Here is a 25677-nt window from a genome sequence, read left to right on the forward strand (position 1 = left end):
GCACGCTCCCGGCCTCGCGCACCACGTCGTGATAGCCGGTGGGCAGGGCGACGTCCTTGGTCGACAGCACCTTGAGATAGTCGTCGATCATCGCAAACAGTTCGAAGCGGAAGGGAAACACCGCGCCGGAATTGTGCAGTTTGCGGAAGGCCTCCCCGGCCCGCGCCGGACTGCCGGGCCGAACCTTGAATTTCTCCGGCGACATCGTCTCGGCGCCGGCGATGAAGCGCGTCACCATGACCCCGGTGGCGGGATCGACATGCAGCACCTCTGGACTGACCTCCGCCTTTGCCGCTTCGCGCGCCGCCACCGCCTCGTTGGCGCGGTTGATGTATTCCTCGGTGCCCTTGCCGGGAATGCGCAGGCAGAACTCGCCAGCCTTGAAGACCAGATTGGTGAGGCCGCCGAGCCGTTCGAGCGGCCCGGTGTAGCCGGCCAGCATGGGAATCGTGGCCAAGGAAATGTCGGCAAGTGCCGCACGCGCCTCGTCTGTCACCATGCCTGCGCCCCCACGCTGTTATTTGTCGCAGCGACGGTTCCACAATTTTCGTGGTTTGGCTATCATGCGATGCAAGACCGATTGGTGGACAGGACAAAAGTGGCGCACAGCAAACATCGAGGCCCGCTTGCAGCAGCCTACGCGGCGAAGCGGCCAGAGGACGTCGCGGCACTCTATGACCGCTGGTCGCAGACCTATGACGCCGACATGTCGGCTGCCGGCTATCGCCATCCGACGATCTGCCTTGCCTTGCTGGCCCGCCATCTGCCGCGCGGTGCCGCGCCGCTGCTCGATGCGGGAGCCGGCACCGGGCTTATTGGCGAATGGCTTGATATAACAGGCTATCCCTTGGTCGAGGCGCTCGACATATCTGAAGGCATGCTGGCCCAGGCCGCCCGCAAGGGGGTCTATTCGGCGCTGCATTGCCTGGCGCTCGGCGGCAAGCTGCCGTTTGCCGACGATGCCTATGCCGGCATCATTTCGGCCGGTGTCTTTACCTCCGGCCATGTCGGCGCTGAGGGGCTGGACGAACTGATCCGCATCTGCCAGCCGGGTGGCATCATCGTGCTGACAGTCAAGAACACGTTGTGGGAAGCCGGCTTTGGCGCTCGCATCGCCGAACTCGAGGCGCAAGGCCTCGTCACCCGCATCGAGGAAACGCGCCCTTACGTCTCCATGCCGGGCGAGGCCGACACCGTCCCCAGCCGCGGTCTCGCCCTGCGCGTCACCTTATCTACGCTTTGACCCCGATCTACACTTTGACCTTGGCGGCTGTCGGGTCGTACATCGGCTCGAGATGGATCTGGGCCGGCGTCCGCTCCATCGCCACGACCAGTTCATAGTCGCCCGAGGCGAGAAAATCGTCGCTCACCCCGTCGCCGTTGCGCACGTAGCCGTAGCCGATGTTCCGGCTCACCGTGTAGCCATAGCCGCCGCTGGTGAGATAGCCGACCGGCTCGCCATTGCGCAGGATGGTCTCGCGGCCGAGCAGCACGATTTCCGGGTCAACGACCGTGAAGCCGGCAAAGCGCTTCTTCAAGGCCGCGCCGCTGGTCTTCTCGAGCGCGCGCCGTCCGACGAAATCGGTGTTCTTGCGCAGCTTGACCGCCCAGCCCAAGCCGGCTTCCTGCGGCGTGTCGTTGGGCGTGATGTCGGAGCCCCAGGCGCGATAGCCCTTTTCCAGCCGCAGCGATTCCAGGGCGCGATAGCCGACCGGGCGGATGCCATGCCTCCCGCCGGCCGCCATCAGCGCATCGAAGACTTCGCCTGTCGCCGCGATCGGCACATGCAGTTCCCAGCCGAGTTCGCCGACATAGGTGACGCGCAGCGCCCGAATTGTGTGGCCGGCAATGGCAATCTCACGCACATGGCCGAACGGGAAACTGGTGTTCGACACGTCGGCTTCGGTCACGGCAGAAAGCACGTCGCGCGCCCGAGGCCCCATCAGCGACAGCGTGCCGAATTCCTCGGTGACATCGACAAGCGTGGCATCGAGCCCTTCGCCGATATGGTCGCCGATCCATGACAGATCATGGGTGCGGAACCCGGTACCGGTGACAATGTAGAATTTCTCCTCGGCCAGCCGCGCCACGGTCAGGTCCGCCTCGATGCCGCCGCGCGTGTTGAGAAGCTGCGTGTAGGTCAGCCGGCCGACAGGCTTGCTGACGTCGTTGGCGCAGATCCAGTCCAGCGCCTTCAGCGCGTCAGGCCCGCTCAGTTCGTATTTGGCAAAGGAGGATTGATCGAAGATGCCGACCTTCTCGCGCACGTGCCGGTGCTCCTCGCCGACCGCCGAAAACCAGTTCTGGCGACCCATCGAATAGACATCCTGCGGCTCGACGCCTTCGGGCGCGAACCAGTTCGGCCGTTCCCAGCCAAGCTTCGAGCCGAACACGGCGCGCTGCTGTTTCAGCCTGTTGTAAAGTGGTGAGACGATGCGCGGCCGCCCGCTGGCGTACTCCTCATGCGGGAAGCCAATCGTATAGTGCTTGCCATAGGCTTCCAGCGTGCGGTCGCAGACCCATTGCCGGTTGCGGTGCAGGTTGGAAAAGCGCCTGATGTCGACAACCCACAAGTCGAGCGGCGCTTCGCCGTCGACCACCCATTGCGCTAGCACCCAGCCGGCGCCGCCACCCGAGGCGATGCCGAAGGCGTTGAATCCGGCGCCGACAAACATATTGGCGCGTTCGGGCGCCGCGCCGAGAATGAAATTGCCGTCCGGCGTAAAACTCTCCGGCCCGTTGATCATCTGCTTGACGCCGACGGTTTCGAGCGCCGGCACGCGCGCCATCGCTTGGCGCATATGCTGTTCGAAATGGTCGTAGTCGTCGTCGAAGAGCCGGAACTCCCAATCGTCAGGCACATCTCCGGTCGTCCAGGCCTGCGGGTTGGGCTCGTAACCGCCCATCACCAGCCCGCCAACCTCCTCCTTGAAATAGGTGCGCCGGTCCGGGTCGCGGATGGTCGGCGCGTCGGTCGCCAGCCCATCGATCTTCTCGGTGATGATGTACTGGTGCTTCACCGGCTGCAGCGGCACGTTGATGCCGGCCATGGCGCCAACCTGCCGCGCCCATTGCCCGGCACAGTTGACCACCTTGTCGCAGGCAATGTCGCCCTTGCTGGTCTTCACCGTCGCGATGCGGCCATCCTTCATCTCGAAGCCGGTGACGCGCACATCCTCGAACAGTTTGGCGCCATGCATGCGCGCGCCTTTCGCCAGCGACTGCGTGATGTCCGAAGGGCTCGCCTGGCCGTCTGTCGGCAACCAGGAAGCGCCCACCAGATCGCCGGTTTCCAGGAGCGGCCACATCGCCTTGACCTCCGCCGGCGACAGCAGTTGCATGTCCATGCCGAAGCTTTTCGCCGTCGTCGCCAGCCTCTTGTACTCGGTCCAGCGGTCGGCATTGGTGGCCAGCCGCAGGCAGCCGGTCATCTTCCAGCCGGTAGCAAGGCCGGTTTCGGCCTCCAGTCCCTTGTAGAGGTCGACGGAGTATTTGAGCACGCGGGTGATCGAGGCCGACGAGCGCAATTGCCCGACAAGGCCCGCGGCATGCCAGGTCGAGCCCGATGTCAGCTTGCCCTGTTCGAGCAGCACCACGTCCGCCTTGTGGTCACGCGCCAGATGATAGGCCGTCGAACAGCCGATGATGCCGCCGCCAATGACGACGATCGCGGCCTGGCTGGGCAATGTCATGATTTCTGTATCCCGTACTTCGTTCTGTAGTTATCGAGCGCGGCTTCGAGCCGCGTCAGGTTCTCCTCGGTGTAGGCGACGTAGTCGATGCCGGGCGCGTCGAGGTAGAGTTCGGACACCATGCTCCACATCGCCTCGCGCAGCAGCGAAGCGCATTGCATGGCCGCGTGCGAGCGGCGGATCGCCTGATCCGGTTCCTTCATGAAATAGGCGGTCAGGAAGGCGAAGGATTCCTCGTCGCTCATGCCGGCATTCGAGGCGACGCCGGCAAGGTCGAACATCGCCGTGTTGAAACCGGCATACTCGAAGTCGATCAGCCATAGCCTGCTGCCGTCGTCAAGGATATTAGCCGGCAAAAGATCGTTGTGTCCAAAGACGATCGGCAGCAATTTCTGCGCGCGCTCCAGCTCGTCAGCTAGCGTCAGCAGGCGCGGCAATTCGCTGCGCTTGCGGCTGCCGCCTTCTTCAAGGGTCCGCGCATAGTCGCGAATGACATGGAACACCCAGAACATGAAGCCGGCGCCGGAGACGTGATTGGGCATCTCCCGGTGGAAACCGCGCATCAGGGCTGCGACACGACCAAGATTGGCGCGCACGTCCTGTGCAAGATAGGTTTTCGCACCAAGGTATTCCGTCACCAGGATGCCCGGTTCGGCATGGAGGACGGCTGGCGCGAAACCGGCGGCATGTGCCGCACGCGCGGTCATCACCTCACGCTCGCGAAAGACATGATGGAACGGATAGTCCCTGCCGAAGCGCACGACGTGCTTTCCGGCCCCGTCCTCGACCACATAATTGGCGTTGCTCAGGCCGCCCGGCAACGGCGCGATCTCGATGTTGCYGGTCCAGCAGGGCAGGGCGCGGATGCGGTCTTCTGCAATCACGGAATCATCCCTGGTTTGCTGAGCGTCGACTTTGCGGAGCGTCGGCAAGGGCGCCATGGACAGCCCAACGACAGCGAGGAGAAGCAAAAAAATCTCGTCGGTGCGAGACGCCAGGATCGGTATCCCGCACCGCACCGACGAGCCCCTTGGCCAGGTTTTTGACCCCGGCATCCGCCCCCGCGGATCTGAAAATTCCTTGCGCCAGACACGTTCAAAACTGCCTGGTCAATGAGTTGCGGCTCTGCCATCACCCTCCCGTTGCAGCTCCGAACTCGTGTTTGATAACTCAATTTCACGCCAAGGTTGCCTGCCTGTCAACAAAAAGTTGTGACTTTTTTCGGGTATTTTGCCCGAAAGCGCGGGTAGTTCCTTTAAAACCGCTCGAATTAGCTTAGAATCGGGCAAACGGCTAAGTCCGGGAAACCCAAATGGTCCATTCAAAACGACACGGCGAGATCCTGCGGCTGCTGCAGGAAGAGGGGACCGTCACCATCGCCAGCCTGGCCGACCGGCTGGGCGTTTCACTCGAGACCGTGCGCCGTGACGTCAAACCGCTCACCGGCGACGGCTCCGTCCTCAAGATGCATGGCGCCATCGGCCTGCCGTCGATGATCGGCGAAGCGCCATTCGAACGGCGCATGCGCGAGAATGCAGACGCCAAGCGGATCATTGCCCGCATGGTGGCCGCCACCATCCGCGACGGTGAATCGATCATGCTCGACACCGGCACGACAACCTCGTTCCTGGCCCGTGAGCTGCTCGGCCACCGGCGGCTGACCGTCGTCACCAACTCGTCGGACATCGCCCGCACGCTGGCCACCGTCAACGGCAACAAGGTCTACATGGCCGGCGGCGAATTGCGCAGCGATTCAGGCGCTGCCTTCGGGGCCTCGGCCATCGACTTCGTCAGCCGTTTCTCGGTCAGCCATGCCATCATCTCCACCGGCGCAGTCGATGCAGTGATGGGCGTCATGGACTACGATCTGGAAGAGGCCGAGTTCGCCCGCATGGTGCTGTCGCGCGGCCAGCGTTCGCTCGTCGTCACCGATCACACCAAGTTCGGCCGCCTGGGTCTGGTCCAGGTTTGCGGCCTCGACGGGTTTTCCGAACTCGCCACCGACCGGTCGCCGTCGCGCGACATTGCCGCCGCCCTCTCGCAAGCCGGCGCTCGGCTCAGCATCGCCGGCGACGCAGCCGGATTCTAGAGTCCGCAAGAGTCTGGCCGAACACGAGCAATTGGTGGACGCATACGGATCTCAAACGCGCCGCTACGCGCGGTGGTCGCCTGCGGACATGCCTATGCCGTCAGAGCGCGAAAAGTCATCCTGAAGCAGGCACCGCTCGGTCTGTCGTCGAGGATCTCGATGCGCCCGCCATGCAATTGCATGATTTCCTGCACCAGGTTGAGGCCAAGCCCGGCGCCATAATCCTGCAGCCGGTAGAACGGCTCGAAGATGCGCTCCCGCTCGCCCGGTGCTGCCGGCGGCGTATCAGGCTGAGCTCGCAGCACAGTCACCAGTCACGGGATAAGCTCTGCCGTCGGCTTTCCTTCCCTTGCGCGCCGGTGTTTAGTCCGGCATGGCCTTCACCATCCGCCAGTTGCAGTTCTTCATCGCCGTCGCCGAGCAAGGCACGGTGTCGGGTGCCGCGCAGAACCTGTCGATCTCGCAATCCTCGGTCACCGAAGCGATCAAGGAACTCGAAAGCGATCTCGGGGTCGAACTGTTCGAACGCCATCCGCGCGGCCTGAACATCACCCACAAGGGCCACCAGTTCTTGCGCCATGCAACGAAAATCCTTGCCGACGTTTCGGATGCACGCCGCTCCTTCTCCGGCGAACAGGCAGCAGCAGGCGGCCGGCTGCAGCTCGGCGTCACCTCGATGGTCGCCGGCTACGTGCTGTCGGATCTTCTGGCCCGCTACCGCCGCGCCTATCCCGGCGTCGAGGTCTCGGCCATCGAGGACAATGGCGACTATCTCGAACATCTCTTGATCGGCGGCAAGCTCGACATTGCCGTCATGGTCACCTCCAACCTGCGCGACCGCACGGCACTGCAGTCGGAAATCCTCGAGGTCTCGGCCTATCGCCTCTGGCTGCCGCTCGGCCACCCGCTCGCCGGCGCCGACATCATCAGCATTGGCGACATCGCCTTCGAGCCGCTGATCATGCTGACCGTCGACGAGATCGAGGAGAACACCGGCAAGCTGCTGACGGCGATCGGCGCCAAGCCGCATGTCGCCTTTCGCACCCGTTCCGTGGAAGCCGTGCGCAGTCTCGTTGCCACCGGCGCCGGCGTGGCGCTGCTGCCCGACCTCGTCTACCGGCCCTGGTCGCTGGAAGGCGACCGCATCGAATCGCGCGATATTTCCGGCTCCTTGCCGGTGGTCCAGGTCGGCATGGTGTGGCGCCGCGGGTCGGGCCTGCCGCAGGCGGCGCGCGATTTTATAGGCCTCGCCCAGTCGCAGCGCACGGTCCGCCGCTAGTGGCCTACTCCAGCCTGACGTCTCCAGTCTCGCGCTTGCGCCTTGTGACGGAAACCGCCTCCGCCTTGAACGACCCGATCGGAGCAACCTCGAAGCGGCCAGCGCCGGCAAGCCTGACGGCGCGGCGGAACGTCGGACACTCCATCGGCCGGGCGGCCGGACATCGGGCGGCGTGACGCAAAGCCTCTCGGATCGCGGTCAGGCGCTGGATGGTGCGGTCCAGTTCGTCCGCCTTGGCATCCAGGCGCCCTCGATCCATTTTCGGCAGGCCGTCGGGCCTCAGCATCGCGGAAATCTCGTCCAGTGCGAATCCACCGGCGCGTCCAAGCGTGATCAAAGCGAGCCGTTCCAGGACGGCCGGGTCGAACAAGCGGCGCAGGCCGCGACGGCCGATTGAAGCGATGAGGCCTTTCTCCTCATAATAGCGAAGCGTCGAGGCGGGCACGCCGGTGCGGCGCGACACTTCGGCAATGTCCATATCTTTCATGCTTGACCTCAAGTCGGCTTGAACTCGTAGAGTGCTCGCGACGATCAGTGAGAGCAACAGAAAAGCGAGGTCCGTTATGCCGCAATCCGCGCAGCCCAACACACGGCAAGCCGCGCTCTGGAACGACGCCAGCGGAAAGGCCTGGGTTGAGATGCAACCGATCCTCGACCAGGTAATGGCGCCGTTCGAGCGGCTGGTAGTCGATGCCGGCTATCCCAGGGAAGGGGGCAATGTCCTGGACATCGGCTGCGGCGCCGGCGCCACGACTCTGGCGATGGCGCGCCGCGTGGGCAACGACGGAAATTGTGTTGGGCTCGACATCTCGCAGCCGCTTGTCGCCTTGGCGACGAAACGCAAGGGGGCAGAAAAGGCAGCAAACGCAAGTTTTGAAGTGGGCGATGCCCAGACGTATGCGTTCGAAGCCGGGAAATTCGACGCTGTTGTCTCGCGCTTTGGTGTCATGTTCTTCGATGATCCCGTGGCCGCGTTCGCCAACATAAGACAGGCCGCAAGCCGCGGCAGCAAACTCGCCTTTGTTGCCTGGCGCGGTCCGGCCGAGAATGATTTCATGACGACCGCCGCGCGAGCGGCTGCGCCTTTCCTGCCGCCCGCACCCGCGCCGGACCCCGATGCGCCGGGGCAGTTTGCCTTTGCCAACGCCGCCAAGGTGAAGCGGATTCTTGAAACGAGCGGCTGGTCGTCAATCGAAGTCGAACAGGTGGATGTCCCGTGTCGGATCGCCGAAGATGATCTGATAAGGTTTGTCACCCGATTAGGGCCGGTCGGCGCCGCGTTACGTGAGGTTGACCGGGCAACGGCCGAAAAAATCACTGCGGTGTTGCCTGCTGCGTTCGCGCCATTCGTGGAGGATGGTGAGGCTCGCTTCAACGCCGCCTGCTGGCTGGTGACGGCGCTGGCTTGAAGGGGCATCGATCTATCGGAAAAACCGATATCGCCTTTCTGATAAATGAATTTGCGAAACCGGAATTTTCAAAGCACTTTCGGTCCAGGGACCAAAGTCGCCACCAGAGCGACATCAAGTCCAACGCACGAACTGACAGTTTTTCAGTCCGCGCGTGACCCCTAGCGAAGACCGAAACCGGCTTTCGGGGTCAGGCGCCAAAATGGGAGATCGATGATGAATTCATTCCTGAAGTCATGCACTGCTTTGACGGTCGCGCTGACCTTCTCCGGTCAGGCCGTCGCCCAGGTCAAGGAAATTGGCAAGGGCGAAGGTCAGGTCAACATTGTTGCCTGGCCGGGCTACATCGAACGCGGCGAAACCGACAAGGGTTATGACTGGGTGACCTCCTTCGAGAAGGAGACCGGCTGCAAGGTCAACGTCAAGACCGCCAACACCTCCGACGAGATGGTCTCGCTGATGAACGAGGGCGGCTTCGACCTCGTCACCGCATCGGGCGATGCATCGCTGCGCCTCGTTGCCGGCAAGCGCGTGCAGCCGATCAACACCGATCTCATTCCGAGCTGGAAGACTGTCGACGAACGCCTGAAGGACGCCCCTTGGTTCACCGTCGGCGGCGTCCACTACGGCGTTCCCTACCAGTGGGGTCCGAACGTCCTGATGTACAACACCGAGGTGTTCAAGGAAGCGCCCAAGAGCTGGAACATCGTCTTCGAGGAAATGAAGCTGCCGGACGGCAAGTCCAACAAGGGCCGCGTCCAGGCCTATGACGGGCCGATCCATATCGCCGACGCCGCCAACTATCTGATGTTCCACAAGCCGGAACTCGGCATCAAGGATCCCTACGAGCTGAACGAGGACCAGTACAAGGCGGCGCTCGAACTGCTGCGCGTCCAGCGCACGCTGGTCGGCCGCTACTGGCATGACGCCGCCATCCAGGTCGACGATTTCCAGAACGAAGGCGTCGTTGCTTCCGGCTCGTGGCCGTATCAGGTCAATGCGCTGGTCGCCGCCAAGAAACCGGTCGCGTCGACCGTGCCGGAAGAAGGCGTCACCGGTTGGGCCGACACCACCATGATGGAGGCCGACTCCGCCAATCCGAACTGCGCCTATATGTGGATGGAACATTCCTTGTCGCCGAAAGTGCAGGGCGATGTCTCGGCCTGGTTCGGTTCGCTGCCGGTGGTGCCTGCAGCCTGCAAGGGCAACGAGCTGTTGACCGACGAAGGCTGCAAGACCAACGGCTACGACAATTTCGACAAGATCAAGTTCTGGAAGACGCCGGTGTCGAAATGCGCCACCGAGAACGACCAGTGCGTGCCCTATTACCGCTGGGTGTCGGACTATATCGGCGTCATCGGCGGGAGGTGATTTCGCCTCGTTGCTGAGCTCGGCGCTGCCCTCACCCTTACCCTCTCCTCGTGAAGAACGGGAGAGGGGGTCGCCAGCGTTGGAGCGCTTTCTTCTCCCCGTCACTATACGGGGAGAAGGTGCCGGCAGGCGGATGAGGGGCAGCGCAGCCGCTTGATTTTGATGAGCCTGACAGATCAGGACAACCCATGACCACCGCCGTTTCCTTCCAGAAAGCCTCGCGCCATTTCGGCAGCGTTCGCGCCGTCGATGCGGTCGATCTCGATATCGCGCCGGGCGAGTTCTTCGCCATGCTCGGGCCGTCCGGTTCCGGCAAGACCACGTGCCTGCGCCTCATCGCCGGCTTCGAGCAGCCGACCTCGGGCTCGATCTCGATCTTCGGCGAACGCGCCGAGGGCGTGCCGCCCTATCGCCGCAACGTCAACACCGTGTTCCAGGATTACGCGCTGTTCCCGCATCTGAGCGTGCTCGACAATGTTGCCTATGGCCTCATGGTCAAGGGCATCGGCAAGGCGGAACGGCACAAGGCGGCTGAAGAGGCGCTGTCGCTGGTGCGGCTGCCCGGCTATGGCGCCCGCCGCCCCGGCCAGCTTTCCGGCGGCCAGCGCCAGCGCGTCGCGCTTGCCCGTGCGCTGGTCAACCAGCCCAAGGTGCTGCTGCTCGACGAGCCGCTCGGCGCCCTCGACCTCAAGCTGCGCGAGAACATGCAGGAGGAGCTGAAGTCGCTGCAGAAAGTGCTCGGCATCACCTTCGTCTTCGTCACCCACGACCAGGGCGAGGCGCTGTCGATGGCCGACCGCGTCGCCGTCTTCAATGACGGCAAGATCATGCAGATCGGCACGCCGGAGGATATCTACCAGCGGCCGAAGACCCGCTTCGTCGCCGATTTCGTCGGTTCCTCCAACGTGCTGCCGCCCGATTTCGTCCAGCGCTATTGCGGCCAGCATCGCTGGGGCAGCCTGCGGCCTGAATCCATTCGCGTCGGCCGCACTGCAAGTGGCGAAGGCGTTTCCGCTCGCCTCGTCTCGACCAACTATCTCGGCGCCACGACAAAACTCGCGCTCGATGCCGACGGATTGAAGCTGCACGCCATCGTGCCGGCCGGCAACGCACTGCCCGCGGAAGGCGAGGCGGTCATGCTCACCTTCAACCGCGAGCACCTGCACCTGATGGACGAGCCGGTATGAGCCTCGACGCCGCCATCCCGCGCGCCACGGCGCCCGCCATCCTGCCGGGCAGCGGTGGCTTGCGCGGCGCGCTATCGGACCTTTTCTGGCGCAGACCCAAGGTTCTGCTGCTCCTCATGCTGCTGCCGCCGGTTCTGTGGCTCGGCATCGTCTATATAGGCTCGCTGTTCGCGCTGCTGGCGCAGAGCTTCTTCTCCATCGACGAGTTTTCCGGCCTCATCAACCGCCAATTCACTCTGAAGACGTATGGCGACCTGTTCCAGGCGGCCAATCTCGACATCATCCTGCGCACGGTGACGATGGCGGCGCTGGTCACGCTGGCCTCGGCGATCATCGCCTTTCCGATCGCCTACTACGCGGCGCGCTATGCCCGTGGCCGCTGGAAGGCGCTGTTCTATCTCGGCATCATGCTGCCGCTATGGTCGAGCTATCTGGTCAAGATCTACGCCTGGAAGCTGATCCTGGCCAAGGAAGGCATCCTCACCTGGCTGTTCGGCAAGCTGCATCTGCAATGGCTGATTGACGCCTGGCTGTCGCTGCCGGTCGTCGGCGGCAATTCGCTGTCGGTGTCGTTCACCGGCACCTTCATTGTCTTCGTCTATGTCTGGCTGCCGTTCATGATCCTGCCGGTACAGGCGGCGCTCGAGCGCGTGCCGGGCAATCTGGTCGAGGCTTCGTCCGATTTGGGGGCTTCGCCGGGACAGACCTTTCGCAATGTGCTGTTCCCGCTGGCGCTGCCGGGCATCGTCGCCGGATCGATCTTCACTTTCTCGCTGACGCTCGGCGATTACATCATCCCGCAGATCATCGGCACCTCGCGCCTGTTCATCGGCCAGGCGGTCTATTCCCAGCAAGGCACCGCCGGCAACATCCCGCTCGCCGCCGCCTTCACCGTCGTGCCGATCGTCATCATGGGCTTCTACCTTTGGGGCGCCAAGCGCATGGGGGCCTTCGATGCGCTCTGATGGTTCTCAGTCGGCTCCGCTCAGCCTGAAGATCGCGGCCGCGTGCGGGCTGCTGTTCCTGCATCTGCCGATCCTGCTGATCTTCGTCTACGCCTTCACGACGGAGGAGAAGAGTTTTGTCTGGCCGCCGCCCGGTCTGACCACGCAGTGGTTCGCCGTCACCTGGAACCGGCCCGATGTCTGGCAGGCACTATCGCTGTCGGTCAGGGTTGCCGCGATCTCGACCGCGATCGCGCTGGTCCTCGGCACGCTCTGTTCGGCGGCAGTGTCGCGGACCAAATTCTTCGGCCGCGAAACCATCTCGCTGCTGGTCATCCTGCCGATCGCGCTGCCCGGCATCATCACCGGCATCGCGCTGCGCTCGGCCTTTTCTCTGGCCGACATTCCGTTCTCGTTCTGGACGATCGTGCTCGGCCACGCCACCTTCTGCGTCGTTGTCGTCTACAACAATGCCGTGGCCCGTTTCCGCCGCACCTCGGGTTCGATGATCGAAGCGTCGATGGATCTCGGCGCCGACGGTTTCCAGACCTTCCGCCATGTTGTGCTGCCCAACATCGCCACCGCGCTGCTCGCCGGTGGAATGCTGGCCTTCGCTCTGTCCTTCGACGAGGTCATCGTCACCACCTTCACCGCCGGCCAGCAGCAGACGCTGCCGATCTGGATGCTGGAAGAGCTGATCCGACCGCGCCAGCGCCCGGTCACCAATGTCGTCGCGATGGTTGTCGTGCTGGTGACGCTGCTGCCGATCCTCGCCGCCTATTACCTGACGCGCGATGGCGACCAGATCGCCGGTTCGGGCAAGTAAATCCACGAATTCGTAAGGGAGAGACGTCCATGGACACCCAGATGCTGATCGGCTCGAAATTCGAGAAGGGCACCGAAATCGAGGAGCCGATCCTCAATCCAAAGACCGGGGCGACCATCCTCAACCTTCCCGAAGCCAGCCAGGCGCAGATCGAGGCGGCGGTCACGGCCGCCGAACAAGCGTTCGTCTCGTGGTCGCGCACAACGCCGGCGCAGCGCTCCGGCTATCTCCTGAAGATCGCCGACCGTATCGAGGCCGAGGCACAAGGGTTCGCGACGCTCGAGGCGCTCAACTGCGGCAAGCCGATCAACGCCGTGCTGAATGACGAAATTCCGGCGATCGTCGATTGCTACCGCTTCTTTGCCGGCGCCGTTCGCTCGATGCCAGGCGTGGTCGCCGGCGAATATTTGCCCGGCCACACCTCGATGGTGCGCCGCGACGCCATCGGCATCGTTGCCTCGATCGCACCCTGGAATTACCCGCTGATGATGATGGCCTGGAAGCTGGCGCCGGCGATCGCCGGCGGCAATACCGTGGTCTTCAAGCCGTCGGAGCAGACCCCGCTGACGGCACTGAAGCTGGCAAGAATCCTTGCCGAAATCCTGCCGGAAGGCGTCGTCAATGTCGTGCTCGGCCGCGGCGAGAGCGTCGGCAACACGCTGATCAATCACCCTAAGGTCAACATGATCTCGATCACCGGCGATGTCGCCACCGGCAAGAAGGTGCTGCAGGCGGCCGCCAAATCGGTCAAGCGCACGCACCTCGAACTCGGCGGCAAGGCGCCGGTGATCGTCTTCGATGACGCCGACCTCGGCGCGGTGGTCAACGGCCTGCGCGCCTTCGGCTATTACAATGCCGGCCAGGATTGCACCGCCGCCTGCCGAATCTATGCCGGCAAGAAGATCTACGACAAGCTCGTCGCCGATCTTTCCTCGGCTGTCTCGACCATCAAGTACAATCGCCCCGATGACACCGAAAACGAGATCGGCCCGCTGATCTCGCGCCGCCAGCGCGACCGTGTCTCGAGCTTCGTCGAGCGTGCCTCGGAACTGAAGCACATCGAGATCACCACCGGCGGCAAGCCCGGCGAGGGGTCGGGCTTCTACTACCAGCCGACCGTCGTTGCCGGCGCGCTGCAGGAAGATGAGATCGTTCGCCGAGAAGTGTTCGGCCCGGTCGTGTCGGTCACTCGTTTTTCCGAGGTCGACGAGGCGGTGAACTGGGCCAATGACAGTGACTATGGCCTGGCGTCATCGGTATGGACCAAGGATGTCTCGCGCGCCATGGCGACGGCTGCCCGCCTGCAATATGGCTGCACCTGGATCAACACCCACTTCATGCTGACCAACGAGATGCCGCATGGCGGGTTGAAGCAATCCGGCTACGGCAAGGACATGTCGCTCTATGCGCTGGAAGACTACACCGCCGTGCGCCATGTGATGGTTGCTCACGGCTAGCGCGCTGAAGGAAGCCATCAACAAGGGAGGAAAGAACCATGCATCGCCGCAAATTTCTGACATCCGCAGCTGTCGCCGCCGCGCTCTTTGTCGCGGCGCCGTCCTTTGCCGCCGACACCGCGCAATCGGTGGTCGAAGCCTATGTCGCCGCCTGGAACGCCCATGACGCGGCCAAGGCGGCCGGCTACTTCGCCGACGACGTCACCTACTACGACGCTTCTGTCGGCAAACCGGTCAAGGGCAAGGAAGCCGCCAAGACCGGCGTCATCGACAATTTCCTGAAAGCGGTCCCCGACGCGGTGTGGACGATGAAGGGCGCGCCTGTCGTAGAGGGCGACCGCGTCTCGTTCGAATGGGAATTTGCCGGCACCAATACCGGCGCCTGGGCCGACGGCACTGCCGCCACAGGCAAGAAGTTCTCTTTCACCGGCGCCTCGATGTTCTCGATCAAGGACGGCAAGATCGCTACCCAGAGCGACTATTACGATGCGCTAGGCTTCTACAAGCAGCTTGGCTTGATGTAGTCGCCGCCTGCCCTTCTCCCCGTTGCCGGGGAGAAGGGCACCGGCCACTACTCCACGATGCGATAGATATTCCACAGGCTGGTGCCCGATACGACATAGGGCTCCAACTCCTTGCCCCATTTGGCGTGGGCGTCGATCTTGCCGATCTTGGCGAAGAACGCCTCCAGCTGGGCCAGGCTTTCGACCTTGTGGTGGGATTCGATCGTCGCCTCCCGCGCGCCGATCGATCCGGTCATGATCTGGAATTCCAGGTCGGCGAGGCCGACCTGCGAGCCGATCTCGCGTTCCCATTTCTTCATCAGTTCGAGCACGGTCTGCATGTGCCCGAACTTGGCGTCGATCTGCCATCTGGCGCTGAACATGGACGGCTCACTCGTCCCAGGCCTGCACGACGGTCTGCCGTGCGATCCGCCCGTTCTTCATCTCCAGCATGGCTGCCGCGAACACTTTCGTGCCGTCCGGATAGGTGCAGGCCTGGGTGAAGGCGAGGCTGTCGCCATCGGCGATCGTGGTATCGACCTTGTGGGTCATCGCCCGGCTGCAGATGTCGTCCCAGAACGTGCTGATCGCCGCGCGCCCGCGGATTTCGCGCGGCTTGCTCGGCGGATTGTTGCGGTCGATTACCCGCACCAGCGCATCGTCCGAATAGAAGCTCGACAGCATCTTTCCATCACGGCCTTCGATCGCCTTCTTGATCGCCGCGCCGTCTACGCTCTGTGTCTTGGTCAGCATCTTCTTGTCCTCCATATGCCCGTCTTCGCGATCGGGCGGTCGATCATCATGATGCTGCCGGGCGCTTATCGCCGGGCAGGGATTTCCTCACTGCGACTTGGCTTTGACGGCCGCGAACACGTCGTCGGTCTGCTTCTTGAAGGTCGCGAGATCGACCTGGCTGCCATTGAGCATCGTCGACCAGTGGCGCACGATCGCGGCCATCGCCACCGCCTCTTTGATCTCCTCGTCGCTGGCGCCGTTGAGCTTGGCCGCCTCCGTATGGAAATAGATGCAGTATTGGCACGGGATCTGCGCGGCGACGGCGAGCCCCAGCAGTTCCTTGGTCTTGCCGTCGAGCGCGGTCTTCGGGTTGAGCTGCACGCCCTTGATCTCGGCCCAGGCGCCGGCGACCGCCACATCCGGCAGCGTCTTGAACATGTCCGGGACCGAGCCGAGCGTCGCCTGGATGTCCTTGTAGGCGGCTGTCGCAGACGCGTCCTCGGCCTTTGCGGGGGCGATAGCGAACAACGCTCCAACACCTGCCGCAATCACCAGCGATCCGAGTGTCCGGTTTGACTTCAGCATTTGATCCTCCCTTGGCAGGCCCTTCCCGGCGACATCCGCCTGGCCCGCATGGAGAGAATTGATAGCGCCTGCAGGCCACGCGCCGCTTCGCCCGAAAGCGCCATGGCTCCTATGGCCCGTCCGGGCCAGTGTGCCTGGCGGAAAATGCCGCTGCCGCGGCCCGCGACGGCAGGTCCAGCTTGAGCAGTATATTGGCGACGTGGCGCTTGACCGTGTGCTCGCTCAGCCTGAGCTCGGCGGCGATCGCGGCATTGCTCTTGCCATCGGCAATCAGGCTCACAACCTCGCTCTCGCGCGCCGTCAGCGAAGCCGGCTCCGTCGACCTGGCCTTGGGGCGGCAGGCCGGTTCCAGATGCTGTTCGGACATCGCCAGCACGAGCGCCAGCGGCTCGTCCAGTTCATCGATGCTGATGCGGCCGGCATCGGCGAAATGGAGCCCTGAGCCGGCCGCCAGCTCCGCGACCAGCCGCGATGCCAGGATGTCGCCGCGCCCGGCATGAGCAGCGAGTTGCATCGTCACGCGACCTGTCAGCCCTTCCGGCGATCCGCGCAACTCGACCTCGCCGACATGTGCCCCCTGCGCGCTCGCTACGCCGATGTCCTGCGCTGCGTCGCGCAATGCCGCTGCGCATCGCAAGGCGCGCCCCGGTCCGTCGAAACGTGAAATCATCACTTCGCCATGCGTTTCCACGCAGCGCCCGCCATGGCGTCCGACAAGGGTTCGCCATGTTTCCTGGAAGCGCTGGCTGCGTTCGCTCCACATGCGGTCGCCGAGCCGCGCCGTGTCATGGATGCGTGTCACCAAAAGCGCCGCCAGCACGCGCTCCGCTTCCGCCACGGCGCGCTGGCCGGTCAGGAATTCCTCGATCAGGTCAGCCACCCGATCGACATCGCCGGTCCAGATCGGATGGTCGCGCCCGGGGATTTCCGCCAGCCGCGCATTCGGGATGGTCTTGGCCAGGAAGCGGCTGGCGTCAGGATCGACCCGCACATCGTTGCGGCGATGGATCAGCAGCGTTGGCGCGCGGATTGCCRCCAGCGCGCCGCGCACGTCGATCCCGGCGTTCATGCGCGCCAGTGCGCCCGCTGAGGTCGGGCTTGCCGACAACCGCTCGAAGCGCGCCCACCATTGGGTGAAATGCGGGTCGTCGATCCGGCCCGGCGCGAAGCTGGGCAAGGTGGCACCCGTGCCCCATGACGTTTCAGCCGTCTCGATGAAGGCCTCGAGGCGTTCCGGCGGCATCACCCATTTGTGGAAATGCGCATAGCCGCCATAGAGCGCCAGCGCCCGCGTCCTCTCCGGATAGGTGGCGGCGAACAGCATCGCCATTGGCGCGCCTTCCGAGGCGCCAAGCAGTGCGGCCCGGCCGCTGCCGGTCGCGTCCATCACGGCACGCACATCGTCCATGCGCGTTTCGAGGTTGGGCAGGTGGTGCGCGTCGACGCGGTCGGACAGTCCCGTGCCGCGCTTGTCGAACAGGATCAGCCGCGAGAATGCCGAAAGCCGCTTCAGCAGCCGGCTGTAGCCTTCGTCTTCCCAGTGCAGCTCGAGATTGGAAATGAAGCCGGGCACGAAGACGAGATCGAACGATCCCTGCCCGACCACCTGATAGGCGATCCGCACATCGCCGCTACGGGCATATCGGGTCTCGATCGGCCTCACGAGGTTCCGCCCCGGCCTGACGATTTCTGGTCGTCAAACCATAGCAGAACAGCCTGATCGCGGCAGTTCAAACTTTAGCGATGGAAAACATAGGCGCGGTGCCTCGGCGCTATTTTTGCGAAGCGGCGACGTCGGTCGGGGAGGCCTCGAGCCCGAGTCGGAGGTCAGCCTCAGCCGGCGTGATCGGTCGCCTGATCTTGGCCGAGGCGGCGACCACCAACTCGTTGAAGTTCTCGGTGCCGCCGTCCAGCAAATCGAACAACTGCCGCCGCATCCTCGGCTCCCAGAACTTGTTGATATGCTCGGCGACGCCGGCAATGCCTTCCTCGCGCGGCTTGGAATGGAAAAAGTCGGCGATCTGGTTTGCCATGCGCACCAGCTTCTCGCTGGTGCTCATGATGTGTTCTTCGTCATGCGACATGCTTGGCAACTCCGCAAACCGCCCGGTCGGGGTGGGTGAAAATATCGAAATCATCGCCGCGAACCAGCGCAACCAGTGTCATCCCGGCGGCCTCCGCAGTGCGGATGGCGAGCGCGGTCGGCGCCGAAACGGCGATGATGATTGCGGCGCCGATAGCCGCCGTCTTCTGCACCATTTCGACCGAAACGCGCGACGTCACCACCACAGCGCCCGTTGAGCCGTCGATGCCGGCTTTCGCCAACGCACCTGCGAGTTTGTCGAGCGCATTGTGGCGGCCGACATCCTCACGCGCCATGACGATGCCCTTGTCCGGCATATAGAAGCCGGCGGCGTGCACGGCTCCGGTCTCCGTGTGCAGCGGCTGCACTTTCGACAAAAGCTTGACCGAGCGGACGATATCGTCGGCATCAAATGTAAGCGTCGACGAACCGACCGCGTCGACCGAACGCATCGCTTCCTCGATCGATTCGATACCGCACAGGCCACAACCAACCGGGCCAGCCAGTCGTCTGCGCCGCGCTTCGAAACGCGTATTGGCGCTGTCCTTCAACCGGATCTGGATATCGATGCCGGCGCCATGATCCTCGACCTCGATGGCTTCGATCTCGTCAGGCTTGGCGATGATGCCTTCGGTCAGCGAGAAGCCAAGCGCGAAATCCTCGAAATCGGCCGGGCTTGCCATCATCACCGCATGGGTGGTGCCGGCAAACGAGAACGCCACCGGCGTCTCTTCAGGCACCATCCGGTTGGCAGCCGTCGTCCCGCTCGCGCGACGCGCCAGCCGCGAGACCTGCGTCGTGGCTTTGCGGCGCTCGCTCAAGACTACTCCGCCGCTTGCAACGAGGCGATGCGCCGGCTCTGCTTGGCCTGTTCGTCATAGTCGCGCTGCCATTCCGACGGGCCGTTGGAGGCGCCGACCTGCACCGCCGTCACCTTGTATTCCGGGCAGTTGGTCGCCCAGTCGGAGAAGTCGGTGGTGATGACGTTGGCCTGCGTGTCCGGATGATGGAAGGTCGTGTAGACCACGCCGGGCGACACCCGGTCGGTGATCAGCGCGCGCAACGTGGTCTCGCCTGAGCGGCTGGTCAGCCGGACCCAGTCGCCGTCGCGCAGTCCGCGATTCTCCGCATCGTGCGGGTGGATCTCCAGCCGGTCCTCGCTGTGCCACATGATGTTGTCGGTGCGCCTGGTCTGCGCGCCGACATTGTACTGCGACAGGATGCGGCCGGTGGTCAGCAGCAGCGGGAAGCGCGGGCCGGTCCTTTCGTCCGTTGCCACATATTCGGTGCGGATGAACTTGCCCTTGCCGCGCACGAAACCATCGATATGCATGATCGGGGTGCCGAGCGGTGCCTTCTCGTTGCAGGGCCATTGCACGGATCCGACACGGTCGAGCAACTCGAAGGAGACGCCGGCGAAGCTCGGCGTCGTCTGGGCGATCTCGTCCATGATCTCGGAGGGATGCCGGTAGTTCCAATCCAGCCCGATCGCCCGGGCAAGCTCCTGCGTCGCCTCCCAATCGGCGTAGCGCGCCTTCGGCTCCAGAACCTTGCGCACCATGTTGATGCGACGCTCGGCATTGGTGAAGGTGCCGTCCTTCTCGAGGAAGGTCGAGCCCGGCAGGAAGACATGCGCGTAGTTCGCCGTCTCGTTGAGGAAGAGGTCATGCACGACGACGCATTCCATGGCAGCCAGACCGGCGGCGACATGCTTGGTGTCGGGATCGGACTGCAGAATGTCTTCGCCCTGGATGTAGATCCCTTTGAAGCTGCCGTCGACGGCGGCGTCCAGCATGTTGGGGATGCGCAGGCCGGGTTCGTCGTCCAGCTTCACGCCCCACAGGCTTTCATAGATGTCGCGCACGGCTTCGCCGGAGATATGACGGTAGCCCGGCAGTTCGTGCGGGAACGAGCCCATGTCGCAGGAGCCCTGCACATTGTTCTGGCCACGCAGCGGGTTCACGCCGACGCCCGGCCGGCCGATATTGCCGGTGGCCATGGCGAGGTTGGCGATCGCCATCACCGTGGTTGAGCCCTGGCTGTGTTCCGTCACCCCGAGGCCGTAATAGATCGCGCCGTTGCCCCCGGTAGCATAGAGACGCGCCGCGCCGCGGATCAACTCCGGGTCGACGCCGGACAGTTTGCCGACGGTTTCAGGGCTGTTTTCCGGCAAGGCGACGAACGATGCCCAATCCTGGAACTCCGCCCAGTCGCAACGTTCGCGAATGAAGGCCTCGTTGAAAAGACCCTCGGTGACGATCACATGCGCCAGCGCCGTCAACACCGCCACATTGGTGCCGGGCTTCAGCGGCAGGTGATAATCCGCTTCAACATGTGTCGACTTGACCATCTCGGTGCGACGGGGATCGAGCACGATCAGCTTGGCGCCCTGACGCAGCCGCTTCTTCAGCCGCGAGGCGAACACCGGGTGGGCCGAAACGGGATTGGCACCGATAATGACGGCAACGTCTGTGTAGTCGACGGAGTCGAAATCCTGCGTGCCGGCCGAGGTGCCATAGGTCTGGCCGAGCCCGTAGCCCGTCGGCGAGTGGCAGACGCGCGCGCAGGTGTCGACATTGTTGTTGCGGAAGCCCTGCCGCACCATCTTCTGGACGAGGTAGGTTTCCTCGTTGGTGCAGCGCGACGAGGTGATGCCGCCAATCGCGGTGCGGCCGTACTGATACTGGATACGGCGGAATTCCTTGGCCGTGTGGGAAATAGCCTCTTCCCAGGTCACCTCGCGCCAGGGGTCGGTGACCTTTTCGCGGATCATCGGCGACAGGATGCGGTCCTTGTGGGTGGCGTAGCCATAAGCGAAACGGCCCTTCACACAGGAATGACCGTGGTTCGCCTTGCCCTCCTTGTAGGGCATCATGCGGATGACCTCGTCATCCTTCACTTCGGCCTTGAACGAGCAGCCAACGCCGCAATAGGCGCAGGTGGTGACGGCCGAGCGCTCCGGCAGGCCTTTGGCAAGGACTGTTTTTTCGCGCAGCGCATCGGTCGGACAGGCCTGCACGCAGGCACCGCAGGACACGCATTCCGAATCGATGAACGCCTCGTGCATTCCCGCCGAAACCCGGGATTCGAAACCACGTCCTTCGATAGTCAGCGCGAAGGTGCCCTGCACCTCTTCGCAGGCCCTCACGCAGCGCGAGCAGACGATGCATTGCGTGGGATCATAGGTGAAATAGGGGTTGGATTCGTCGCGTGCGATGTAATCGACCGTCAGCGAGCCATGGCCGGGCGCCACGCCGTTTTCCTGCTTGACGTGGTTGCGGCCCTCGATGCCGTAGCGGTTCTCGGTCAAGCCGATCGACTTCGCCACCGCATCGAACTCGCTGGCTCCGGTTCCGGCCGTCTCGTTCCAGCCGGTCGGATGGTCGGAGACGTAAAGCTCCATGACGCCGCGGCGAATGGCGTCAAGCCGCCCGGACTGCGTATGCACCACCATGCCTTCGCCGACAGGTGTCGTGCAGGACGCTGGCGTGCCGCCGCGCCCTTCGATCTCGACAAGGCAGACACGACATGAACCGAAGGAGTCCAGCATGTCGGTGGCGCAAAGCTTCGGGATCTCGACCCCGCCTTCCATCGCGGCACGCATGATCGAGGTGCCTTCCGGCACGGTGATGCTGCGGCCGTCCACGCTCAGCGTGACCTGCTTCTGCGCCTTCGATTGCGGAGTTCCGTAGTCGATCTCTTCGACGAGTGATGGGAAGTCGGCCTTGATGTTCATCTGCCAGCTCCTATTCAGCAGCCACGCGCACGGGCGCAGGCTTGAAGTCGTCGGGGAAATGGGTGATCGAACTCATGACCGGGTAAGGCGTGAAGCCACCCAGCGCACACAGCGAGCCGAATTTCATCGTGTTGCAGAGGTCGGTGACCAGAGCGAGGTTCTTCTCCGGCTCGATGCCCGCCGCGAGCTTGTCGATGGTCTCGACACCGCGCGTCGAGCCGATGCGGCAGGGCGTGCACTTGCCGCAACTTTCGATGGCGCAGAACTCCATGGCGAAGCGTGCCTGTTTCAGCATGTCGGCAGTGTCGTCGAACACCACGATGCCGGCATGGCCGATCAGCCCGTCCTTGGCCGCGAAGGCTTCATAATCGAACGGCGTGTCGAACAGGGCGCGCGGGAAATAGGCGCCGAGCGGTCCGCCGACCTGCACCGCCTTGACCGGGCGTCCCGTCGTCGTGCCGCCGCCGATGTCGTCGACGATCTCGCCCAGCGTCATGCCGAAGGCCGCTTCGAACAGGCCGCCATACCTGATGTTGCCGGCGATCTGGATCGGGATCGTGCCGCGCGAGCGGCCCATGCCGAAATCCTTGTAGAAGGCCGCACCCTTGTCCATGATGACGGGCACCGAGGCCAGCGAGATGACGTTGTTGATCACCGTCGGCTTGCCGAACAGCCCCTTATGCGCCGGCAGCGGCGGCTTTGCGCGGACCATGCCGCGCTTGCCTTCGAGCGAGTCAAGCAGCGCCGTCTCCTCGCCGCAGACATAGGCGCCTGCGCCGACCCTGATCTCCATGTCGAAAGCGTAGGGTGAACCCAGCACACTCGCGCCAAGCACTCCGGCCTTGCGGGCAACCTCGACGGCTTTGTTCATCATCGCCACCGCATGCGGATACTCCGAGCGGACATAGACAAAGCCTTGGGTCGCACCCGTGGCGATTCCGGCGATCGTCATGCCTTCGATCAGCACGAAGGGGTCACCCTCCATGATCATACGGTCGGCGAAGGTGCCCGAGTCGCCTTCGTCGGCATTGCAGACGATGTATTTGCGGTCGCCAGCGGTATCGAGCACCGTCTTCCACTTGATGCCGGTCGGGAAGCCCGCGCCGCCGCGCCCGCGCAGTCCGGATTCGGTGACTTGGGCGACAATGGCGGCGGGCGTCAATGCCAACGCGTTCGTCAGCCCATTCAAGCCGCCATGCTTCTTGTAGGATTCGAGTGACAGCGGATCGATGACGCCGCAACGCGCGAAGGTCAGCCGTGTCTGCTTGGCCAGGAAGGGGATTTTGTCCGGAGCGCCCAGCCAGCGCTTGTGAGGGCCGCCAGTGAGGAAGCCGCTGTCGAACAGGCTTTTGACGTCGGATGGCTTGACCGGCCCATAGGCGACGCGGCCATTGGCGGTCGCAACTTCGACCATCGGTTCGAGGAAATAAGCGCCGCGCGAGCCGTTGCGCACGATCTTGGCCTCGATGCCGCGCTCCGCCAGTTCACTGGCGATCGCCTTGGCGACCTTTTCGGCGCCAAGCGCCAGTGCACCGGAATCGGCGGGAATGTAGATACGCGGGATCATGAGCGCACCTCGGCAACGATCTCGTCGAGCTTTTCGTCATCGAGCCGCCCGATCACTTCGCCATCGAGCATGGCGGCGGGCGAACAGGCGCACAGGCCGAGACAATAGACCGGCTCCAGCGTCACCGAACCGTCGCGGGTCGTCTCGTGGAAGCCTATGCCCAGCAACTGCTTCAGTTTGGCGGCGATGGCGTCGGAACCCATCGACTGGCAGGATTCTGCCTGGCAGACCTTCAGCACATGCCGGCCGGCCGGATGGCTGCGGTAATCGTGATAGAAGGTGACAACGCCATGCACCTCGGCCCTGGAGATGTTCAGCGCCTCGGCGATAACTGGCAGCGCATCCTGCGGCACATGGCCGAACTCTTCCTGGATGCCGTGCAGGATCGGCAGCAGCGGGCCTTCGAGGCCTTTCAGCTCCTGGATGATCGCGGTCGTGCGCGATGTGATCTCGGTACTTGCAGGCTGCATTGGCATGCAGCGCCCTCCCTGGTCGATAGCTTTTATCGCTAAGTCTTTACAAAATCAGAGGAAACCCTCGGAATCAATAAAGCTGTTTCGTTGCTCGATAGAAATCTTCTATCGAGCTTGGTCAGCCGCTACTGTCTAGCCTAGCGGCGGGCGTGGAAATCGTCCGCCAGCGCCATCGCCTCGTCCAGCAGCGCCGAGACCAGTGGCGTGTGCGGCTCGCGCGGCGCAGCCACCAGGCCGACCGTGTGGCTGGCGTCCGGCTCGACGATCGGAATGGCCCGGATCGGTTCGGAAAAGCCGAATGTTTCCGCCAGGTTGAGCGGCATGATCGATGACCATTTGCCGGTGCGGATGTGCGAAAACAGTACGATCATCGAATTGGATTCGAGTGTCGGCCGCACCTGCACCCCGGCCTCGGCCAGGTGCTGGTCGATGATGCGGCGGTTCTGCATGTCCGGCGTCAGCAGGCAGAGCGGCAGGCTGCTAAGCTCCGCCCATGTCACTTTGTCGCGGTCGGAATAGGGATTCCCCACCGCGGTGATCAGTTGATAGCGCTCGTCATAGAGCGGCACGCTGGAGACGCGCCCCAGCGGCTCGTTGTCGAGATAGGTGATGCCGGCATCGATGTCGAAATTGCCGAGCAGCGACAGCACTTCGATCGAGGTCCGCGACAGCACCGAAAAGGTCACGCCGGGATGTTTTGCCCGAAAGGGGGTCGTCAGCCGCGCCACCATGGCCAGGGCGGTCGGAATTGCGGCAATGCGGATGCGACCAGACAGGCCGTGGCGCGCCGCCCGCATCTCTTCTCTCATGGTGCGGGTGTCGCCGACGATGCGACGCGCCCAGACCAATACCTGCTTGCCTTCGGGCGTCAGCCCCTGGAAGCGCGAGCCGCGCAGCACCAGCATCACGCCGAGCTGGCCCTCGAGCTGCTTGATGCCGGCCGACAGCGTCGGCTGGGTAACCCCGCACACTTCCGCCGCCCGGCCGAAATGCTCTTCCCTGGCCAGTGCGATGAAGAATTCCAGCTTGTCGATCATGGACGGAAGCTAGAGCATTTTGGCGTCCGCATAAATGCAGCAGAACAAACGGGTTAAAGCGAACCAGGAGTGCCTGTTCCGAATCATGCGCCCGCCGCCTCTCCGAAAAATGCGCAATAGCCTATTTGTCGACGAGGTTCAGGATGTTGCCGTCGGGATCCTTGAACCATGCGACCTTCATGCCGTAGCCGACATGCACGTCGCCCTCAAGCGTCAGGCCGGGCATCTCATAGTGCTCGAATGCGACACCCTTCGACCTCAACGACTTGACGATGGTCCCGATCTCGTCGCCGACCGTCCAGGTCACCGCCGTTGCCTTGTTGGTGCCTGCGAACTGCGAATGATAGACATTGATAAGCGTGTCGCCGCTTTTGTAGACGATCAGTTCGCCACCCATATCATCCACCTGCTTGAGGCCCAGCGTCCCTTCATAAAAGGCCTTTGCCCTGGCCAGGTCTTTCACCGCCACATTGGCCGTTGCGTTGCTGTTTGCGAGCATGATCGGCTCCTTCCCTGATTGCTCATCTCGATTGATTGCTGATGTCGATCCTTGAAATAGATCAGGAGGGCCGTTTGGCGACCGCCGGTTCGCAAAATGCCGGCTGCTCCGACACCGCCCGTCGTTTTTGCGGGCACACCAAGGCAGCTATTGCTCCACGGCTTGGTTCTGTCCGGAAACTGCACTATCTCAGGCCAAAGCTTGC

The 25677-nt window shown here is 63.5% G+C and carries 25 protein-coding genes and 1 pseudogene; 10 read left to right on the plus strand and 16 right to left on the minus strand.

Going from position 1 to position 25677, the window contains the following annotated elements; all coding sequences use genetic code 11:
* On the minus strand, positions 1 to 499 hold a 499-nt coding region (locus AC1D0I_RS04175; RefSeq protein ID WP_477393277.1), incomplete at its 3' end, for a protein kinase family protein.
* 69 nt (positions 500 to 568) lie between these two features.
* Between AC1D0I_RS04175 and AC1D0I_RS04180 the strand changes: the two genes are divergently transcribed.
* Entirely contained in the window at positions 569 to 1243 is a 675-nt protein-coding gene (locus tag AC1D0I_RS04180) for a class I SAM-dependent DNA methyltransferase (protein ID WP_477393279.1), read from the plus strand.
* 7 nt (positions 1244 to 1250) lie between these two features.
* Here the strand turns inward: AC1D0I_RS04180 and AC1D0I_RS04185 are convergent, their stop codons facing one another.
* Positions 1251 to 3692, minus strand: coding sequence for a GcvT family protein (locus tag AC1D0I_RS04185; RefSeq protein WP_477393281.1), 2442 nt, complete (start codon positions 3690 to 3692; stop codon positions 1251 to 1253).
* Positions 3689 to 4576 carry a phosphotransferase gene (locus tag AC1D0I_RS04190; protein ID WP_477393283.1) on the minus strand — a complete coding sequence of 296 codons (888 nt, stop codon included), beginning with the start codon at positions 4574 to 4576 and terminating at the stop codon, positions 3689 to 3691. Before AC1D0I_RS04190 ends, AC1D0I_RS04185 begins: the two co-directional genes overlap by 4 nt.
* Positions 4577 to 5004: 428 nt before the next feature.
* Here AC1D0I_RS04190 and AC1D0I_RS04195 point away from each other — a divergent pair, with 428 nt between their 5' ends.
* Positions 5005 to 5781 (plus strand): DeoR/GlpR family DNA-binding transcription regulator, encoded by a 777-nt coding sequence (locus tag AC1D0I_RS04195; RefSeq protein WP_095082659.1) that lies wholly within the window; start codon positions 5005 to 5007, stop codon positions 5779 to 5781.
* A 92-nt stretch (positions 5782 to 5873) separates the two neighbouring features.
* On the opposite strand, the pseudogene AC1D0I_RS04200 reads toward AC1D0I_RS04195, so the two are convergent.
* Positions 5874 to 6050 (minus strand): annotated as a pseudogene (locus tag AC1D0I_RS04200) (ATP-binding protein); the annotation flags it as partial.
* Positions 6051 to 6154: 104 nt separating this feature from the next.
* Here AC1D0I_RS04200 and AC1D0I_RS04205 point away from each other — a divergent pair.
* Entirely contained in the window at positions 6155 to 7060 is a 906-nt protein-coding gene (locus AC1D0I_RS04205; protein WP_457154613.1) for a LysR family transcriptional regulator, read from the plus strand.
* A 4-nt stretch (positions 7061 to 7064) separates the two neighbouring features.
* On the opposite strand, the gene AC1D0I_RS04210 is transcribed toward AC1D0I_RS04205, so the two are convergent.
* Positions 7065 to 7547 carry a helix-turn-helix domain-containing protein gene (locus AC1D0I_RS04210; protein ID WP_477393285.1) on the minus strand — a complete coding sequence of 161 codons (483 nt, stop codon included), beginning with the start codon at positions 7545 to 7547 and terminating at the stop codon, positions 7065 to 7067.
* Positions 7548 to 7623: 76 nt separating this feature from the next.
* On the opposite strand from AC1D0I_RS04210, the gene AC1D0I_RS04215 reads away from it, so the two are divergent.
* The 7 genes from AC1D0I_RS04215 (at position 7624) to AC1D0I_RS04245 (ending at position 14778) form a co-directional block, all read left to right on the plus strand.
* Entirely contained in the window at positions 7624 to 8469 is an 846-nt protein-coding gene (locus AC1D0I_RS04215; protein ID WP_477393287.1) for a class I SAM-dependent methyltransferase, read from the plus strand.
* 216 nt (positions 8470 to 8685) lie between these two features.
* Positions 8686 to 9840 (plus strand): ABC transporter substrate-binding protein, encoded by a 1155-nt coding sequence (locus tag AC1D0I_RS04220; protein ID WP_477225264.1) that lies wholly within the window; start codon positions 8686 to 8688, stop codon positions 9838 to 9840.
* 188 nt (positions 9841 to 10028) lie between these two features.
* Positions 10029 to 11027: an ABC transporter ATP-binding protein gene (locus AC1D0I_RS04225; RefSeq protein WP_477393288.1), complete on the plus strand. Its 999-nt coding sequence runs from the start codon at positions 10029 to 10031 to the stop codon at positions 11025 to 11027.
* A complete protein-coding gene (locus tag AC1D0I_RS04230; protein ID WP_457154419.1) occupies positions 11024 to 11992 on the plus strand; it encodes an ABC transporter permease in 969 nt (322 codons plus the stop codon). The genes AC1D0I_RS04225 and AC1D0I_RS04230 overlap by 4 nt, the downstream gene beginning before the upstream one ends.
* A complete protein-coding gene (locus AC1D0I_RS04235) occupies positions 11982 to 12797 on the plus strand; it encodes an ABC transporter permease (RefSeq protein WP_378986853.1) in 816 nt (271 codons plus the stop codon). Before AC1D0I_RS04230 ends, AC1D0I_RS04235 begins: the two co-directional genes overlap by 11 nt.
* A 29-nt stretch (positions 12798 to 12826) precedes the next feature.
* Positions 12827 to 14254, plus strand: coding sequence for a gamma-aminobutyraldehyde dehydrogenase (locus tag AC1D0I_RS04240; protein ID WP_477393290.1), 1428 nt, complete (start codon positions 12827 to 12829; stop codon positions 14252 to 14254).
* Positions 14255 to 14292: 38 nt separating this feature from the next.
* Positions 14293 to 14778, plus strand: coding sequence for an ester cyclase (locus tag AC1D0I_RS04245; protein WP_477304927.1), 486 nt, complete (start codon positions 14293 to 14295; stop codon positions 14776 to 14778).
* Between the two features lie 47 nt (positions 14779 to 14825).
* On the opposite strand, the gene AC1D0I_RS04250 is transcribed toward AC1D0I_RS04245, so the two are convergent.
* From AC1D0I_RS04250 to AC1D0I_RS04300, 11 genes are all read right to left on the minus strand, one after another.
* Positions 14826 to 15140 carry a hypothetical protein gene (locus AC1D0I_RS04250; protein ID WP_477393292.1) on the minus strand — a complete coding sequence of 105 codons (315 nt, stop codon included), beginning with the start codon at positions 15138 to 15140 and terminating at the stop codon, positions 14826 to 14828.
* A gap of 7 nt (positions 15141 to 15147) precedes the next feature.
* On the minus strand, positions 15148 to 15510 hold the full coding sequence (locus AC1D0I_RS04255; RefSeq protein WP_477304929.1) for a nuclear transport factor 2 family protein: 363 nt from the start codon (positions 15508 to 15510) through the stop codon (positions 15148 to 15150).
* A gap of 87 nt (positions 15511 to 15597) precedes the next feature.
* Entirely contained in the window at positions 15598 to 16077 is a 480-nt protein-coding gene (locus AC1D0I_RS04260; RefSeq protein WP_095082637.1) for a carboxymuconolactone decarboxylase family protein, read from the minus strand.
* A gap of 109 nt (positions 16078 to 16186) precedes the next feature.
* Positions 16187 to 17740, minus strand: coding sequence for an alpha/beta fold hydrolase (locus AC1D0I_RS04265; protein WP_477393294.1), 1554 nt, complete (start codon positions 17738 to 17740; stop codon positions 16187 to 16189).
* A gap of 109 nt (positions 17741 to 17849) precedes the next feature.
* Positions 17850 to 18161, minus strand: coding sequence for a formate dehydrogenase subunit delta (locus AC1D0I_RS04270; protein ID WP_477393295.1), 312 nt, complete (start codon positions 18159 to 18161; stop codon positions 17850 to 17852).
* Complete coding sequence (gene fdhD, locus AC1D0I_RS04275; RefSeq protein WP_477393297.1) at positions 18151 to 18981, minus strand: formate dehydrogenase accessory sulfurtransferase FdhD; 831 nt, start codon at positions 18979 to 18981, stop codon at positions 18151 to 18153. Before fdhD ends, AC1D0I_RS04270 begins: the two co-directional genes overlap by 11 nt.
* Positions 18982 to 18983: 2 nt before the next feature.
* Positions 18984 to 21896, minus strand: a complete 2913-nt coding sequence (gene fdhF / locus AC1D0I_RS04280; protein WP_477393298.1) for a formate dehydrogenase subunit alpha — start codon at positions 21894 to 21896, stop codon at positions 18984 to 18986.
* Between the two features lie 10 nt (positions 21897 to 21906).
* On the minus strand, positions 21907 to 23463 hold the full coding sequence (locus tag AC1D0I_RS04285; RefSeq protein ID WP_477393300.1) for a formate dehydrogenase beta subunit: 1557 nt from the start codon (positions 23461 to 23463) through the stop codon (positions 21907 to 21909).
* A complete protein-coding gene (locus AC1D0I_RS04290) occupies positions 23460 to 23939 on the minus strand; it encodes a formate dehydrogenase subunit gamma (RefSeq protein WP_095082625.1) in 480 nt (159 codons plus the stop codon). Before AC1D0I_RS04290 ends, AC1D0I_RS04285 begins: the two co-directional genes overlap by 4 nt.
* Positions 23940 to 24073: 134 nt before the next feature.
* Positions 24074 to 24973 (minus strand): LysR family transcriptional regulator, encoded by a 900-nt coding sequence (locus tag AC1D0I_RS04295; RefSeq protein ID WP_477393302.1) that lies wholly within the window; start codon positions 24971 to 24973, stop codon positions 24074 to 24076.
* 121 nt (positions 24974 to 25094) lie between these two features.
* Positions 25095 to 25472: a VOC family protein gene (locus tag AC1D0I_RS04300; RefSeq protein ID WP_095084288.1), complete on the minus strand. Its 378-nt coding sequence runs from the start codon at positions 25470 to 25472 to the stop codon at positions 25095 to 25097.
* Between the last annotated feature and the right edge of the window lie 205 nt (positions 25473 to 25677).

The organism is Mesorhizobium sp. P2_D1, assembly GCF_056404455.1.

Coding starts and splice junctions, on each gene's coding strand:
- AC1D0I_RS04255 (WP_477304929.1), bottom strand. CDS start 15,510: ATGCTGACCAAGACACAGAGCGTAGACGGCGCGGCGATCAAGAAGGCG.
- AC1D0I_RS04185 (WP_477393281.1), bottom strand. CDS start 3,692: ATGACATTGCCCAGCCAGGCCGCGATCGTCGTCATTGGCGGCGGCATC.
- AC1D0I_RS04295 (WP_477393302.1), bottom strand. CDS start 24,973: ATGATCGACAAGCTGGAATTCTTCATCGCACTGGCCAGGGAAGAGCAT.
- AC1D0I_RS04290 (WP_095082625.1), bottom strand. CDS start 23,939: ATGCCAATGCAGCCTGCAAGTACCGAGATCACATCGCGCACGACCGCG.
- AC1D0I_RS04195 (WP_095082659.1), top strand. CDS start 5,005: ATGGTCCATTCAAAACGACACGGCGAGATCCTGCGGCTGCTGCAGGAA.
- AC1D0I_RS04250 (WP_477393292.1), bottom strand. CDS start 15,140: ATGTTCAGCGCCAGATGGCAGATCGACGCCAAGTTCGGGCACATGCAG.
- AC1D0I_RS04300 (WP_095084288.1), bottom strand. CDS start 25,472: ATGCTCGCAAACAGCAACGCAACGGCCAATGTGGCGGTGAAAGACCTG.
- AC1D0I_RS04230 (WP_457154419.1), top strand. CDS start 11,024: ATGAGCCTCGACGCCGCCATCCCGCGCGCCACGGCGCCCGCCATCCTG.
- AC1D0I_RS04285 (WP_477393300.1), bottom strand. CDS start 23,463: ATGATCCCGCGTATCTACATTCCCGCCGATTCCGGTGCACTGGCGCTT.
- AC1D0I_RS04240 (WP_477393290.1), top strand. CDS start 12,827: ATGGACACCCAGATGCTGATCGGCTCGAAATTCGAGAAGGGCACCGAA.
- AC1D0I_RS04215 (WP_477393287.1), top strand. CDS start 7,624: ATGCCGCAATCCGCGCAGCCCAACACACGGCAAGCCGCGCTCTGGAAC.
- AC1D0I_RS04235 (WP_378986853.1), top strand. CDS start 11,982: ATGCGCTCTGATGGTTCTCAGTCGGCTCCGCTCAGCCTGAAGATCGCG.
- fdhF (WP_477393298.1), bottom strand. CDS start 21,896: ATGAACATCAAGGCCGACTTCCCATCACTCGTCGAAGAGATCGACTAC.
- AC1D0I_RS04205 (WP_457154613.1), top strand. CDS start 6,155: ATGGCCTTCACCATCCGCCAGTTGCAGTTCTTCATCGCCGTCGCCGAG.
- AC1D0I_RS04245 (WP_477304927.1), top strand. CDS start 14,293: ATGCATCGCCGCAAATTTCTGACATCCGCAGCTGTCGCCGCCGCGCTC.
- AC1D0I_RS04270 (WP_477393295.1), bottom strand. CDS start 18,161: ATGTCGCATGACGAAGAACACATCATGAGCACCAGCGAGAAGCTGGTG.
- AC1D0I_RS04225 (WP_477393288.1), top strand. CDS start 10,029: ATGACCACCGCCGTTTCCTTCCAGAAAGCCTCGCGCCATTTCGGCAGC.
- AC1D0I_RS04210 (WP_477393285.1), bottom strand. CDS start 7,547: ATGAAAGATATGGACATTGCCGAAGTGTCGCGCCGCACCGGCGTGCCC.
- AC1D0I_RS04180 (WP_477393279.1), top strand. CDS start 569: ATGCAAGACCGATTGGTGGACAGGACAAAAGTGGCGCACAGCAAACAT.
- AC1D0I_RS04260 (WP_095082637.1), bottom strand. CDS start 16,077: ATGCTGAAGTCAAACCGGACACTCGGATCGCTGGTGATTGCGGCAGGT.
- AC1D0I_RS04220 (WP_477225264.1), top strand. CDS start 8,686: ATGAATTCATTCCTGAAGTCATGCACTGCTTTGACGGTCGCGCTGACC.